Genomic DNA, 14581 nt, shown 5'->3' with positions numbered 1-14581 from the left:
GTTCCCGGAAAAGCCGGAGGTTCTGACCGGCTCCCGGCTTTTCCGGCCTTGGATAAAATTCAGGCCAATTCCATAAGGCCAAGACTAATGATCTATGTATAGATATTGCGGCAATTTTCCCAGACAATGTTAAAAAAACCCCTATCGTATAATAATCTGTGCTCCCTGGTTAATTATCAAAGTAACAATAATGCCCAGGAGCAGGGGAAGCAGGGCGGACAGCAAGGTCCAGCGAGCACTGTGGGTCTCTTTGAAAATGGTATAAAGGGTGGTGCCGCAAGGAAAATGGAGCAGTGAAAACAGCATGACGCAGAGGGCGGTAATCCAGGTCCAGCCATGATCCAGCAGTAAAATGCGCAATGCGTTTAGGCTGTCCAATTCCAGCATGCTGCCGGCAGAGATATAGCCCATGATAAGGATGGGCAGGACGATTTCATTGGCGGGTAACCCCAGGAGGAAGGCGATGAGGATAATGCCGTCCATACCCATAAGCTGGCCCAGGGGGTTTAGCCAGCCCGCTATTAATGCAAAAACGCTGGTTTCGCCAAGAAAACTATTAGCCAGTATCCAGGTCAGGGCTCCCGCCGGGGCGGCTATGACCACGGCCCGCCAGAGCACGAACAGGGTGCGGTCCAGCAGGGAACGGATAAGGATTTGACCCAGTTGGGGCCGGCGAAAGGGAGGGAGCTCCAGGACAAAAAAGGAAGGCATTCCCCGCAAAAGGGTACGAGATAGCAAAGATGAAACCAGCAGGGTGGTTGCTATACCTGTCATTATTATTCCTACCACTGCCAGGGTAGCTAGTATGGAGCTATAAGTTTGGGAAACCAGGGCACCCATAAAGATCGTGGCCAGAGCGATAAGCGTGGGAAAGCGACCGTTGCAAATGGAGAAGGTATTGGTGAGTATGGCTATCAGCCTTTCCCGGGGGGAGTCAATAATACGGCAGGAAGTGACCCCGGCGGCATTGCAGCCATACCCCATGCACATGGTTAAACACTGCTTGCCATGAGCACCCGCCCGGCGGAAGAGATTATCCATATTAAAAGCCACCCGGGGTAGGTACCCTAGGTCTTCCAGCAGGGTAAAAAGGGGGAAGAATATGGCCATGGGAGGGAGCATAACTGAGACTACCCAGGCTAGAGAACGATACATACCCTGAATCAACAGCCCGCTCAACCAGGCTGGCGCGTTTCCGGCCAGAAAAAGGGCAGTAAGCTGCTCTTCCAGCCAGAACAGACCAGTGGCCAATAACTGTGAGGGATAGTTGGCCCCCGTTATGGTAATCCAGAGAATCAATGTTAGAAGAAGCAACATAATAGGAAAGCCCAGCCAGCGGGAGGTGAGAATATTGTCCAGTCTGGCCTCCAGGCCGGTATACTGTGAATTTTCACTTCTAACTACCTGAGCCGAGATACTCTCAGCCTGCTGATAAATGCCGCTTACTATCCGGTCTTTTATATTGGCTGTATTAGTGGGAAGAAGAGGCTCAATTTCACGGAGTACAGATAACTCCGGGTTATTTATCGCAGACATAAGGCCACTTCCTCTTTCAATACTTGCCGGGGAAAATCATTATTCTTATGGTTGCTTATATGCTCCAGGATGCTGAAATCCCTTTCCAATACCCGCAGAGTCACCCAGCGGCTGTTAATCCAAGCTGGTAGATAAGGAGCCAGTCTTTTTTCAATTCTATTTATGGACGCTTCCAGCTCCGGATCATAAACAAGTTGCCGCGGCTGGATGGCTATTTTACCGGCCAGCATATCGTCCAGAACATTTTTTAAGCTCTCTAAACCCCTCCCGCTGCGGGCGGCGGTACCGACTACCGGTATTCCCAGCTGCCGGGCCAGCATGGCTATATCTACCTGAATTCCTTTTCTTTCGGCTTCATCCAGAAGGTTTACACAGACTAACACCCGGTCGGTAATCTCCAATATCTGTAATACAAGATTCAGGTTGCGCTCCAGGCAAGTGGCATCACATACTACCAGAGTTATATCAGGGCGGGAAAAACAGATGAAATTGCGAGCTACCTCTTCATCGGAAGAACTGGCGTGCAGCGAATAGGTTCCGGGCAGGTCCACCAGGGTATAATGCCGGTTACGGTGGGAAAAAGTACCTTCAGCCTTTATTACCGTTTTCCCTGGCCAATTGCCGGTATGCTGTTTCAGCCCGGTTAGGCGGTTAAATACGGTGCTCTTGCCCACATTGGGGTTTCCGGCCAGGGCTATAACGAAATTATTTTGCTTATCCGGGTTATTTTTAGAAGATTCAGATAAAGGGGTGGTATTAATCGCCATGAAATACTCCTTTCATATTATCAATTAATCTATATCGACCAGGATTTGAGCGGCATCTTCATTGCGCAGGGCTATTATTGTACCCTTAATCAGAAATGCAGTCGGATTGCCGGAGGGGCTGCGCCGGATAATATCAATTCTTGCACCTGGTAGCAGGCCTAAATCGAGAAGCCGGCGGCGATTGCTACCTGAAGTCAAGATCTTAGCAATCCGGACGCTTACACCGATGGGGATATCTACCAGGGATAGAGTAGGAGGCATATTTCTTTCACCACTTTCGAGTAGCCGGCCAATTATTTAACCCGATGTTTTTCTATAAAGCTGTATAGCTGTATATGGGTAAAAATGTTGCCCCCGGCTAACTTTTAAAATCTAAATTAATATATTAGCCGGAAAGTAATTTGGTGTTTGTCCGCGGATAAATATGAAAAGTGTGTCGGTGGCATGCAGAATCAGGAATCACCCTAACATATCTAACTAAAAAACGCTGATGGAGTAAATGGTGTGTACATGTCGTATATTACATTAAAAATAAAGCTATCCTTAAATAACCTGAATCGGGCTTTTCAACTGAATGATTTCTGTGTCATGATAGACATAAATCTTGAGATAATAGAAAACTACAGCTGGATAATATTAAAATGAGATGTAAGGTCGGCTTATTAACAACGGCGAATTTTGAGTCTTTGAAAGGAATGATTACAAATGAGTATGCAGGAGGAATTTTATTCTGAGCTTTTGGAGCGATTTCGGAAGATAGTGGAAGACAATAATCTTCTGGAACAAGAGATTATAATCACCGGTCGGGCGCTTTCGACGGAAGAGGCCATAGGAAAACCCAAAAGACAGGATTTTCCTATTATCAAAGGTAAAGAGAAGTTAATGCAGGCTGAGTTCAAAGGGGCCAAAGGACAAGCCTTTACTGATATGGCAGGTAATTTTAAGGGAACCTTGCAGCAAGTCTTGAATATGCCGTTGACAAACAATTTTGACCGGGCGTTGCTGGTTTCCAGTATGAATGCCGTATGCCGCTATTTGGGCTTGATTGATAGGACCGTCCATTGTCATGACGAGCAACCTGAGCAATGTGCTGCCGAATTGGTTGAACAAATAAAAAGAGATTTTGGTACGCCCCGGGTAGCCCTTATTGGCTATCAACCTGCGATGCTGGAAAAACTGGCGGCATCTTTTCAGTTGCGGGTGGTGGACCTAGATCCAGATAATATTGGGAAAATCAAATCAGGTGTACAGGTAGAAGGCTATGAAGCAACTGATGAAGTGCTGGAATGGTGTGATGTTATTGCGGCTACGGGTAGTACCGTGGTAAACTCCACTATTACGGCATATTGTAAACAGAAGCCGGTATACTTCTTCGGCACCTCCGGCGCCGCTGCCTGTCATCTTATGGGCTTGCAGCGCTTTTGTGCTTTGGGAGGATAAACTCCGATATTAAAGCATGGGGGTTAATCAACCCTCATGCTTTTGAAATTCGTAAAAAGCTTGTTTCCATTCGAAATTATTCTCCATGAATTCGACCAGCAGCATAATTTTTCCTATAGTTTCCGGACTGATATAATGTTCAATTTTTTCAGTTTCCTCCAACAATTGCTCTTTAACCCCTATAATGCTTAAAAAGCGTTCCAGAGTCTCATGCCTTTTTAACAAATATTGCCCGTGTTCCTGCCCCTTTTTGCTTAGTTCTATCACACCATACTTTTCAAACTGCAGGTAACCCATATCCGCCAGCTTCTGTACCATTTTACTGGCCGATGGAGGTTGCACATTAAGGGCTGATGCCAGATCACCCATACGGGTATATCCCTTTTTACCAGCCAGGCGGTAGATCATTTCCAGATAATCTTCCATGCTGGCGGTAATAGTTTTAGTTGCCTGTTGCTTAATTTGGTAGCCCCGGACAGTGCGAAACTCGCGCCCTTGCTCTTCCATATAACCATTCCCCCAGCATATTCGTATAGGTTAATTTGGTATTGGTTAATTGCTTGACTATGGTATATATATTCGATTTTTGCGGAAGAAATACGACATTGTTTTTGGGGATGAGTATTAGGTGAATTTTAGAAAAATTACCGAAAAACATTATAGGAAGATATGTAATTTCCTTATTAGAAAGAATCTGTCCAAAAGGAGAGAAAAGAAAGCATTCAGGTATTTTGCCTAGATACATGTAATAAAGGCTTTTACAGTGTGCTGACTAAATAATAAGAAGAAAATTCTCCTCCTGATAAACTGCTGATGGGGTCAGGTCCGGGAAAAAGCTGTTCAACAATTTCCGTATTGCTAAATCCTCTATTTCTTAATACCTGAGTATCTTTTTGTAGTTCCAGTAAATAATTCAACTTTTTAAGAAATAAGTTTTTAGCGTTTTTTCGGATACCGGTATGAGCACAAAATACCGTAGTGAAATCCAAGTCCAACACTTTCCTGATTGATAATATTGTATCATTCGTATTCTCATCAAACATAACACTTTTCGGCTTAAGATTGTTTAAGAGATCGCCGGAAAACAGCCAACCTTTGGTTTTCTCATGTAATACTTTATGGTAAGGGCAGTGTCCGGGTGAATCAATAACATCGAAAACATAGCTTCCGGTTTTTATTGTATCGTTTATTGGCTCGGCGTTGAATGCCTTTCTCCTACCCCATATACCCAACCGGTATTTTGCTAATTCAGGTTCTCGCCTGGCTTCTTCCAGAGAACCCTCATGCAGATAAATCGGAATTTGCATCTTTTCTTGCAACCAGTAGGCCATTCCGGCATGGTCTTCATGGATGTGCGATAAAAATACCTGCTCTATTATATGGGCATTAAAAAACTCTATGGCCTCTTTTGCTAGGGAATATGGTCCACTATCTATTAGCAAGCCATCGATAAGATAATAATAGACATTCATTTGAAAGGAAGGTTTCCAGGGCATTTCTCTGTTACCTCGGGCGCAAATTATATCCTCATAGTTGAAAACTTCGAACATATTTTATTTACCTCCTCTGCATACAGAATTCTGCATTTTGGGTAAAAAGCATCTTTAATAGTTTACCATGTCAGGCGATTGTTTTCACTTTAACCTCCATCTTGCCATATCAGCAGCGATACAAAAAAATGAAAAGGCATTTTTCACGTTAATATCTCAAACTACCTCTGTTTCAGGTCAGGGGAACAGTAATAAAAAAAGATAAGTTCATTTCAAATAAAATGAGCAATCATGAATATATGCTACCATATACTTTCCAGAGGTAATTGTGCAATAACTTATGAATACATTACCACCGGAAACGACAAACTAAGTAAAAATAAGAAAGGATGAAAGATGTGGCTTTACTTGGTGATCCCTTTGTAGCTAATTTACCCCGCCCCCTCTCCAATGAGGAATTAATACAGGCATTAAGGGTTGATATTACAGGTGAATTGGAGGCAATCATCGGCTACGAAGCGCATATTATGGCTACTACTGATGAAAGGGTGAAAAAGGTACTCACTCATATTGCCAATGAAGAAAGGCGCCATGTAGGTCAATTACAGCAGCTTCTATTTGTTCTGAACCCGGGAGAACAGCAATATTTTGACCAGGGACTGCAGGCCATTCAACAACAGCAATCCCAGAATTTCCAGATGCCGATGCAATAAAACAAACGGGGCAGGTCCATGTATCTGCCCCAGTGGCCTAGCCCGGTTTACCGTCTCTTTGTCGTTACATTGCGTTCGCTTAAATCAGTGATCCCTACCCTGATGGGAACTGCCCCTTCTCCTTCATTCCACAATGAAAACCTTCCTCTAGCCCCAGCTATTTTCCAGAAAACTTATGAACTATATAAAATACTGCTTGACATAATTGTACCCAGAGAAATACTATTATGATAAGCAATATGAGCATATGCTCATTAACGAAAGCCGCTTTGTAAACAGAAGCCTCAGGCTATTGTCGGGTAGATGCTTTGGTACCCCTTAATCGGAAGCTACTGTCAGCTGCTTGCTAATCTGAAAGGTGGTGAGGACATGTCTAAGAAAATTGCGGTTTGTTCCGCCGATTCAACCCCGTCGTCTCCAGTAGAGGGAAGATTCGGACGCTGTAAATGTTTTATGCTCTGGGACCCGGAGACCAAGCAATATGAACCTCTAGCCAATACCGGACCTGAGGCGGAACACGGCGCAGGCACAGGAGCTGTCCAGGCTCTGATACGAAACAATGTGGGAATGGTTATTTCCCAGCGGGTGGGGCCTAAAGCCTATGCAGCTTTGGAGGTAGCTGGGATAAAGGTATTTGCCGGTGCCGGTGGGAAAACGGTGGAAGAGGCCCGCCAAAGCTATGAGGCTGGTGAGCTCCATGAATTATTGACTCCTAATGCTTGAGTTTTGCGCTTGTTGCCAAAATATGGTTATTAAAAATTTAGTTAGTGGAGGTAGTATATTATGTTGATAGCCATTCCTAAAGAGGGAGATATGGTCTGTGCCCATTTCGGGCATTGTGAAGAATTTACCCTTTATGATACGAATGCCAAAACATTAAAATCAGTGGCCAATCCTGGGCACCAGCCTGGTTTTCTGCCTGGTTTTTTAAAAGAACTGGGCGTTGAATTGGTTATAGCCGGGGGCATGGGCGGAAGAGCTCAGGATCTATTTGCCACCCAGGGTATTCAGTTAATTGTTGGGATATCCGGCAGTATTGATGATGTTATTGTTCGTTTTAAAAAAGACGAGTTGGTAAGCAGCGGGGAAGTATGCTCCGAACATGCCCATGCCGGAGACTGCCACAGTTGATAAGTACGAAAGAGATTCTTTCATAACGTTTTGTGCCTTAAGAAAGGAATGGAGATAAATATGCAAATCGCTGTCGCCAGTGGCAAAGGCGGTACAGGGAAGACTTTGGTAAGTACTTGTCTGCTGCGGATTCTGGGTGATGAGAATTCAGCTTTGATTGATACTGATGTGGAAGAACCCAATGCGGGATTGGTATTAATGGCTTCGGCCCCAGAAACTGCTAATGTAAGCCGCTTAGTACCCGAAATTGACTATAATTATTGCAATTTCTGCGGAAGCTGCGCCGAAGTATGCAATTTTAATGCCCTGCTGGTACTTAACGAAAAAGTCTTGCTTTTCCATGAGCTGTGCCATTCCTGCGGAGCCTGTGCCTATCTTTGTCCCCTGGCGGCCATAAAGGAAAAAGAGCATCCTATCGGGGTTATTGAAGAAGCCCGGTTGCCAGGGCATGGCCGGGTATTGACCGGTCGGCTTAATATCGGGGAAGCTCAGGGTCCGCCGCTCATAAAAGCAGTGAAAAAGCAGGGGGAAAGAGCCGCCTTAAGAATAATCGATTGTCCTCCCGGAACTACCTGCGCCATGATTGAGTCCATAAGAGACAGTGACTATTGCCTGTTGGTGACTGAGCCTACCCCCTTTGGCTTGCATGACCTGGAACTCTCCCTGGAAGCTGTGGAAATGTTGGGGATACCCGGAGGATTGGTGATAAACCGCTGGCAGGGGGAAGATGGAGAGCTATTAGCCCTGTCCGGCCAAACCGGGGTTCCTATACTGGGGCGCATTCCCTTTAGTGTGGAATTGGCCCAGGCTTATATGCAAGGCCGGGATCCTTTGGAGGCCATGCCCGTTTTGCTTGATATCTTAAGCGATGTTTTTAGGCAGATTAAGGGGGCCTTATCATGAAAAGCATTTATTCATTAATATTTGTATTGCCAAAAGTAGCGGTGATATGGAGGTTATCATGAAGGAGATACTGTTTATAAGCGGCAAAGGAGGCACCGGCAAAACCGCGCTGACCTCTTCCTTTATACAACTGGCAGGAAATTGTATAGCCTGTGATTATGATGTCGACGCCTCTAACCTGCCTATTCTCTTAAAACCACAAAATATAAGGGCCTACCAATTCACTGCCGGATATAGCGCCCATATAGATGAGGAATCCTGTATCTCTTGTGGCCTCTGTATGGAACTCTGCCGTTTTGATGCTATCAGCTCGGAATACCAGGTTTTGCCGCTATTCTGTGAGGGATGTGGATTTTGTGAGAAGATTTGCCCGGTGGAAGCCATTGCCATGCAAGCACGGTCTTCAGGGCACTGCTTTGAGGGAGTATTCAATCAAAAAAAGCAGAACTTGTTTTTTGCCGACTTGAGACCGGGCGAGGAAAACTCCGGTAAACTGGTGGCTCAGGTTAAAAGCATGGCACGTAAAATGGCCGATATGAATAAGGCCGAGCTAATTATTGCCGACGGCCCTCCCGGAATCGGGTGCGCGGTTATTTCCTCCATGGTAGGGGTTGACCTGATAGTTTTAGTTGCCGAACCAAGCCTTTCCGGCTTCCATGATCTGCAGCGCGTTCACCAGTTAATGCAGTTACGGGGCATAAAAGGCGTATTGATTATCAATAAATGGGATCTAAATCCCCCGATCAGCCGGGAGCTAGAAAACTGGGCGCTGAAAAACTCCCTGCCCCTGGCCGGTAAAATACCTTTCAGTGCTATTATTGCCGAATCTATTGCCAAAGCTCAAATCCCAGCCACTAATCCCGAAGTGCATAAAATGCTTTTTCCCCTCTGGGAAAATATTATTGGACAGTTGAATGCGGTTTAAATTAGAGAGGAGTGGAAGCTGATGCCTAATCGAGACGGAACCGGTCCTCTGGATAGGGGAACCGGAACTGGTCGCCTTGGAGGAAAATGTTCGGTAGGTCGCGGGTACAATTGCCCTAATCCTGGCAGGGGACGCGGGCGCAGGAACGGCAGCGGCAACGGTCCCAGGGGTATAGGAGGCGGCGGGATCCGTGAATTAAACACCCCTGAAGATACGTCCGGCAAATAAGTCAAAGAGCAGGAGGGAGAGGGGTTATTCCCTTTCTCTTCTGCTCTTCGCTTGCCGAAGAATGCGAGCGGTATATTTATATAAGCCAATGAATGCTAATAACTTTTTGCATTAGAATCAAATTAAGCAATAGAAAGAATATACGCTGCCTAGATATTGATGGTTTTGCTAAGCTAAGAACCTCTTAATTTGCTATTTATCTAAATACATCCTCCAGCTTGATTTCCAGTCCGGGAAAGAGCTTGGTGCTCAATACCTGATCGCTGGTAAATTCCCCGCTTTTTTGATATCTTCCCTCATCATCCAGGCTGTATACCACTACAACATTGAATTTGGGGAAAACCACCCAGTATTCGGGAATCCCGCTGCGTTCATAGAGATTGAATTTCTCATTTAATTCCTTCTTGGCAGTAAAGGGGGAGATAATTTCTATTACCAGGTCGGGCGCATCCTTGCAGCCCTGTTCGTCCAGTTTACTCGGATCGCAGATTACGCTCAGGTCGGGTTGTACAATATTATAGATTTCCTCGTCTTTTTCCGCGTTTAGCGGCAGGCGTACATCAAAGGGGGCGGCAAAAACCTGGCATTCTTTATCGCGCAGGTAATTTGCTATTTGTCTCCCTAATTCCATGGATATAGCTTGATGTTTGGTAGAAGGCGCCGGGCTCATATCATAGGGAACCCCATCGATTATTTCCCATCTTTCTTCATCCGGCCACTGCAGGTAGTCGGCATAGCTGTATTTTTTATCTGGTTTGGGAGAGGCTATGGACATTTCCTTCCCTCCTTTCCACAATCGACAATAGCTTCTTATTGATAATCAATTCCAAACTTTGTAATTCCTATTATACTTGAGGTTCAAAATTGAAGGCAAGTAGCGCCCTCGAAAATATTTTGCCCCATACGGATGTCAAGGGGACGGGGTTATTGACAACATTCCACGATGTCAAGGGGACGGGGTTATTGACAACATTCAGTCCCCCTAATCAGTTCAAAGCAGGGAAACAATGTCATGATTTCATAACCTGGTATTATTCTTGCAATTCTTAACGGCAGATAAAAAAGATTAACAACTATAACAAAAAATTATTTTACATATAATAAATATTACCAGCTATTCTGAGCATCCAAACGACCCTTCCGTCCTCACCCATTCCAGCCGGATCGTTATAAACTACAATATCTGGTGGGCATACTTGGTGCTATTGCTACCGGAAAAACGCGAGACGGCATATGGTTATTATTCATAGTATTGTTGCTAATTACCATCTTTTTAACCGCCCTACTTCTCTCCCGATATTCCTGTAAATGGCGAAGAGCTCATCGACTAGGTCAGTTCCTTGAGGGTATTGGTGATCAAGGAAAAAGCTTTCGTAAGAATTGGCTTAAGCTGGGAATTGTGGTAGTACTGTCACTACTATTTCAGATTACTGTGGTAGCCGTTAACTACAGCATTTTTTTAGCGTTTAACCTCACTAGCTTGGGTTGGTGGGATGCCTGTTATTTAATACCTGTAACCTCGGCAGTAGCAATGATACCAGTGAGCATAAATGGTTACGGAGTTAGGGAAGGCGCATATGTAGCTTTACTTGCCGGTTATCAAGTTTCATCAACTGTAGCTTTCAGTTCCTCGTTGCTTTTTGCCTTTCTGGTAAGTTTATGCAGTATATACGGAGGAATAGTGATTTTGCGCCATAATAGACAAGGGGATATAAACAATGGATACCAAGAGAGCTTTGCAAATAGCCGGTGAAGAAATGAAAAAAGGCAGGAACTGTTGTCAGGCCGCTTTACTGGCGGCTAAAGAGTATGGGACACATAGTGGCCATAGTTCGCCTGGCTATGGGGCCGGGGGTATTAGGGAATTGTACTCATGAGCCTAACACCCCGGGGGCCATAGCCGGGGCTAATCTATTTTGGGCGGAGGCAGGATTTAACCCCCGGGATACAGTTGAAAAAACTGAAGCCAGTCGCGGTTTTAATATTAAGAAATGTCAAGATATCTTTAAAGAAGCCGAATTTCCAGTATTGCAGGGACCTTCAGTTTTCTTTGCACGGGATTAAATACCAGGCGGGAGGGATTATATTGGATAAAAAAGTGTGGAAACAATGGTGGTTTAAAATAGCTTTATTGGTCATACCGGTACTTTTATACTATCTGGTGCCGGCATTCCAGGAAATATTCAAAATGCGGTTAAGGTTTTATCAAGAGTGGATGTGGATGCAGCCCGGGAATATATCCTGTCTTTTGGTATATGGGCGCCGGTGGTATCCTTTTTCCTGATGGTGTTTCAATCATTGGCCGCACCTTTACCGGCTTTTGTAATTACCTTTGCCAACGCCGGTCTGTTCGGCTGGGCAAAAGGTGCTGCTTTATCCTGGAGCAGTGCCATGGTAGGAGCCATACTTTGTTTTGCCATCGCTCGCCTTTATGGGCGTGCTGTGGTTGAGAAATTCACAACCCGCAGGGCGCTTAAAGAAGTTGATGTGTTTTTCGAGAAGTATGGTAAATGGGCGGTGTTAATTGCCCGCCTGCTGCCCTTTGTTTCCTTTGATATTGTAAGTTATGCTGCCGGTTTAACTGCCATGGGCTGGTGGGAATTCATCTGGGCAACCGGTTTGGGGCAGCTTCCCGCTACCCTGGTATATTCCTATGTGGGAGATATGCTGGTGGGCAGTATCCGCAATGTTGTCTTTGGTTTACTTATGTTATTTGCCCTGACCACTTTAATAATAATGGTTCGGCAGATTTGGAGAGATCGTAATGCTACGCAGACTACCAGCGAGGAAATATGAATTTGGTTTATAGCTGATATTAATAATAGTTATAAAATGGCAGTTCAAAGGAAACAATTCCCTGAACCGTCCCGTGACTCTTTTATTGAAATGAATTATAATGAATAGTGACCGTGGTAATTTTACTTCCAGGGGTCGCAAATCATAGGAAGGTGAAATAATGAAACCCCCCCAGAAATACCCCAACAGATTTTCTCCCCTGTAGCGAAATATTCCTCTAGCTACACATTAATTCATTGTGTCCATAATCAATATCCAATAAACGGCGGTAGTGCGTAACTAGCGCTATTCGTGTTTGTGAAAATAAAATAGGAAGGTGAAATTATGAAAGATCCAGCATATACGATCGACTGTGCTCGGATCCTTGACATTGTGCCCATGTTAAATCTGGAAAGAAAGTATTTCGATGCTTGTTGGCACTCGGAAGCGGCGCTTATCTGCAAATTAATTGAGCAAGAACCGATGATGTTTCGAGTCTGCAAGGTAAATGGCAAGGTTAAAGGCTACTATTGGGTTTTTCCCCTGGAGCATTCTATATGGAACAAAATCATAACTGGAGAAATGTCAGAAGGAGAACTGGTGAAGCACATCAGGTCGTTTGATGAACCGGAGCTGTATCTCTATATTTCATCGGTAATCGTTGATCAGACTGATAAGCTGCATAAAAACTATACCAAAGCTCTGGTATATGATTTTGGTCGGCGCTTTGTTCTGGGGAGAAAGAGCAATGCTCCAGATGTCCGTGCTATTGGGGCATTTACCATATCCGAAGGCGGCCGGCGCCTTATGGAAAGGGCTAAATTTTCCTACCAGGGAAGTTTCAGGGCTCATGGAAAGGAAATGAAATCCTGGGCGATTGATTGCCGGACTCTGGCCCAACAAAGCGTTTCAGAGCACCAGCAGCGCCAGGTAAGAAAGATTGCGTAAGGCAAAGGAAAAGGGAACGGCAAAACAGTGACCAGTTACTGTTTCTCAAACTGTTTTGAATATTTATTATTGGTTGCATTCTCCCATTTTTGTCAATACATCAGAGTCTTATATAGCAAAAACCGTGTTAATGTAAATCAAGCAACAGGAAGAACGTACCTTGTTAGGTTTCGATGGATTTGCTAAGCTGAGTTCAAGGAGGTGTTTTGAATGGAAACCCGGGAGGCTATTTTTGGTCGAAGGAGTATTAGAAAGTACTTGGACAAGCCGATTGAACCGGAGGTCTTACAAGATATTCTGGAAGGCGCAGTCATGGCACCATCTGCCGTCAACAATCAACCCTGGTATTTTCTGGCGATTAAGAGTCAAGAACAGATGGAAAAGTTACGGGGCATTTTTCAGGAGGTTAGTGTAAAGACCAAGGCGGTATTGGAGAAACGTTTCCCCAATAATCCCGAGGTAGTCAGCGAAACCCTGGGGTTTTTAACTAGTCTTGGCAATGCCAGGGTTTGCGTATTGGTTTTCCTGTTAAAGCCCAGCAAAGATTATGATATCATTGCGGTCGAGTCAACCTCCGCGGCGATTCAGAATCTTTGCCTGGTGGCCTATGATAAAGGGATCGGCTCCTGCTGGATGACTGCGCCTTTATCGACCGGCTTTGGCGATGTTCTGGAGAAAACGTTTGCACCTGGCAAGGGCAAGTTTATAGCTGCGGTTACGCTGGGGTATCCGGCTGTTTCTCCCCAGGCGCCGAAAAGAAAAGCGGGGCGTTATGAGATTATCTGATTCCAGGCCCCCGGCTTTGAGACTGGCTGCTTTGACTGCTTGAATAAATCAGTCGCTATCCTCTTGCCACATTATAAGGATGTTTACATGATTGCCAATTATAAAAAGGAATCGCATAACTTAACGCTTGCGGCTCTTGTGATATTTATTACTATGGGGGTACTCGGCTGCACTAATGCTCAGGATAGTAAAAATCCTGATGCAAGAGCCAATTTAAACGTACTGGAGACTGTAGGGAACTAAAAAAACCCTATCCCATCCCCAGTTCTTGCAGGAATTTATTGGATTACACATATGCTTATATTACTATTGTATTGCAGGATTTTTTGTTAATATAGCGAATTTCTACTAAGTATAGAGTGCTTTTGGCAATACAAATCTCTTTTACCTTAATATGCGAGTATATTATGCCCATCTGAAGCATATTTTTTAACTTTTCGCAGTGTAATCAAAGATTATGGTCTAGTATCAGACTTTTTTGAAAGGAGATGGTACTGATTATATGAAGAAAACGCTGATGTGGCTGGCAATACTGGCAATTTTAGGGTTTTCCATGATGTTGACGGTCAAAATTCCTGCGCTGGGACTGGCAGAGGCGGATTTTTGCGGCAGCTGCCATCTTATGGACGAACAAGTGTCAAGCTACCTTCATTCTCCTCATCGTAATGTAGCTAATTGCGGCGATTGTCATGATCCACATGCTCTGGTAACAGGCAGTGCCTATGCCGCTTATTCGGGTGCTAGGGATGTTTATCGGGTGGTAACTAATTCGGCTCCGCTTGAAATCCGCACTACTAACTTGAGCAAAAAAATTTTACAGGAAAATTGTATGCGCTGTCACGGTGATTTAATGGGAGATATTGCTGATACCAGCCATAATGGAGGAGACTATTGTTTCCATTGTCATCAAGAAATAGTTCATGAAAGATAATAGGAGGA

General features: G+C 44.7%; 18 protein-coding genes and 1 pseudogene. 13 read left to right on the top strand and 6 right to left on the bottom strand.

Going from position 1 to position 14581, the window contains the following annotated elements; translation table 11 throughout:
* Positions 1–141: 141 nt before the first annotated feature.
* Genes SWOL_RS07975 through SWOL_RS07965 form a run of 3 tightly spaced genes read right to left on the bottom strand, consistent with a single transcriptional unit; the run spans position 142 to position 2564 of the window.
* Positions 142–1536, bottom strand: coding sequence for a nucleoside recognition domain-containing protein (locus SWOL_RS07975; RefSeq protein WP_011640941.1), 1395 nt, complete (start codon positions 1534–1536; stop codon positions 142–144).
* On the bottom strand, positions 1524–2303 hold the full coding sequence (locus SWOL_RS07970) for a FeoB small GTPase domain-containing protein (protein WP_011640940.1): 780 nt from the start codon (positions 2301–2303) through the stop codon (positions 1524–1526). The genes SWOL_RS07975 and SWOL_RS07970 overlap by 13 nt, the downstream gene beginning before the upstream one ends.
* Positions 2304–2327: 24 nt before the next feature.
* Positions 2328–2564, bottom strand: a complete 237-nt coding sequence (locus SWOL_RS07965) for a FeoA family protein (protein WP_011640939.1) — start codon at positions 2562–2564, stop codon at positions 2328–2330.
* Between the two features lie 444 nt (positions 2565–3008).
* Between SWOL_RS07965 and SWOL_RS07960 the strand changes: the two genes are divergently transcribed.
* Complete coding sequence (locus SWOL_RS07960) at positions 3009–3743, top strand: Rossmann-like domain-containing protein (RefSeq protein ID WP_011640938.1); 735 nt, start codon at positions 3009–3011, stop codon at positions 3741–3743.
* Positions 3744–3770: 27 nt separating this feature from the next.
* On the opposite strand, the gene mntR is transcribed toward SWOL_RS07960, so the two are convergent.
* A complete protein-coding gene (gene mntR, locus SWOL_RS07955) occupies positions 3771–4250 on the bottom strand; it encodes a transcriptional regulator MntR (RefSeq protein WP_011640937.1) in 480 nt (159 codons plus the stop codon).
* 251 nt (positions 4251–4501) lie between these two features.
* Positions 4502–5293, bottom strand: coding sequence for an MBL fold metallo-hydrolase (locus tag SWOL_RS07950; RefSeq protein WP_011640936.1), 792 nt, complete (start codon positions 5291–5293; stop codon positions 4502–4504).
* 329 nt (positions 5294–5622) lie between these two features.
* Between SWOL_RS07950 and SWOL_RS07945 the strand changes: the two genes are divergently transcribed.
* From SWOL_RS07945 to SWOL_RS07920, 6 genes are all read left to right on the top strand, one after another.
* Positions 5623–5946, top strand: a complete 324-nt coding sequence (locus SWOL_RS07945) for a demethoxyubiquinone hydroxylase family protein (protein ID WP_011640935.1) — start codon at positions 5623–5625, stop codon at positions 5944–5946.
* Between the two features lie 369 nt (positions 5947–6315).
* Positions 6316–6669, top strand: coding sequence for a NifB/NifX family molybdenum-iron cluster-binding protein (locus SWOL_RS07940; protein WP_011640934.1), 354 nt, complete (start codon positions 6316–6318; stop codon positions 6667–6669).
* A 60-nt stretch (positions 6670–6729) separates the two neighbouring features.
* Complete coding sequence (locus tag SWOL_RS07935; RefSeq protein WP_011640933.1) at positions 6730–7077, top strand: NifB/NifX family molybdenum-iron cluster-binding protein; 348 nt, start codon at positions 6730–6732, stop codon at positions 7075–7077.
* 48 nt (positions 7078–7125) lie between these two features.
* Positions 7126–7980, top strand: a complete 855-nt coding sequence (locus tag SWOL_RS07930) for a nucleotide-binding protein (protein WP_049750176.1) — start codon at positions 7126–7128, stop codon at positions 7978–7980.
* Between the two features lie 58 nt (positions 7981–8038).
* Positions 8039–8905: an ATP-binding protein gene (locus tag SWOL_RS07925; protein ID WP_011640931.1), complete on the top strand. Its 867-nt coding sequence runs from the start codon at positions 8039–8041 to the stop codon at positions 8903–8905.
* 21 nt (positions 8906–8926) lie between these two features.
* Positions 8927–9133: a hypothetical protein gene (locus tag SWOL_RS07920; protein WP_041427479.1), complete on the top strand. Its 207-nt coding sequence runs from the start codon at positions 8927–8929 to the stop codon at positions 9131–9133.
* Between the two features lie 196 nt (positions 9134–9329).
* On the opposite strand, the gene SWOL_RS07915 is transcribed toward SWOL_RS07920, so the two are convergent.
* Positions 9330–9908 carry a Uma2 family endonuclease gene (locus SWOL_RS07915; RefSeq protein ID WP_011640930.1) on the bottom strand — a complete coding sequence of 193 codons (579 nt, stop codon included), beginning with the start codon at positions 9906–9908 and terminating at the stop codon, positions 9330–9332.
* A gap of 411 nt (positions 9909–10319) precedes the next feature.
* Here SWOL_RS07915 and SWOL_RS07910 point away from each other — a divergent pair, with 411 nt between their 5' ends.
* The 6 genes and pseudogenes from SWOL_RS07910 to SWOL_RS07885 all read left to right on the top strand — a co-directional run bounded on the left by SWOL_RS07910 (position 10320) and on the right by SWOL_RS07885 (position 14573).
* On the top strand, positions 10320–10886 hold the full coding sequence (locus SWOL_RS07910) for a lysylphosphatidylglycerol synthase domain-containing protein (RefSeq protein WP_011640929.1): 567 nt from the start codon (positions 10320–10322) through the stop codon (positions 10884–10886).
* Between the two features lie 56 nt (positions 10887–10942).
* Entirely contained in the window at positions 10943–11197 is a 255-nt protein-coding gene (locus SWOL_RS07905) for a hypothetical protein (protein ID WP_011640928.1), read from the top strand.
* Between the two features lie 34 nt (positions 11198–11231).
* Positions 11232–11929: pseudogene (locus tag SWOL_RS07900) on the top strand (TVP38/TMEM64 family protein).
* 324 nt (positions 11930–12253) lie between these two features.
* Positions 12254–12856, top strand: a complete 603-nt coding sequence (locus SWOL_RS07895) for a hypothetical protein (protein WP_011640926.1) — start codon at positions 12254–12256, stop codon at positions 12854–12856.
* A gap of 210 nt (positions 12857–13066) precedes the next feature.
* A complete protein-coding gene (locus SWOL_RS07890; RefSeq protein ID WP_011640925.1) occupies positions 13067–13642 on the top strand; it encodes a nitroreductase family protein in 576 nt (191 codons plus the stop codon).
* A gap of 502 nt (positions 13643–14144) precedes the next feature.
* Positions 14145–14573 (top strand): NapC/NirT family cytochrome c, encoded by a 429-nt coding sequence (locus SWOL_RS07885; protein WP_041427478.1) that lies wholly within the window; start codon positions 14145–14147, stop codon positions 14571–14573.
* Positions 14574–14581: the final 8 nt, after the last annotated feature.

The sequence above is a fragment of the Syntrophomonas wolfei subsp. wolfei str. Goettingen G311 genome (assembly GCF_000014725.1).
Classification (GTDB): domain Bacteria; phylum Bacillota; class Syntrophomonadia; order Syntrophomonadales; family Syntrophomonadaceae; genus Syntrophomonas; species Syntrophomonas wolfei.
This window is presented reverse-complemented; position numbering and strand designations above follow the sequence as displayed.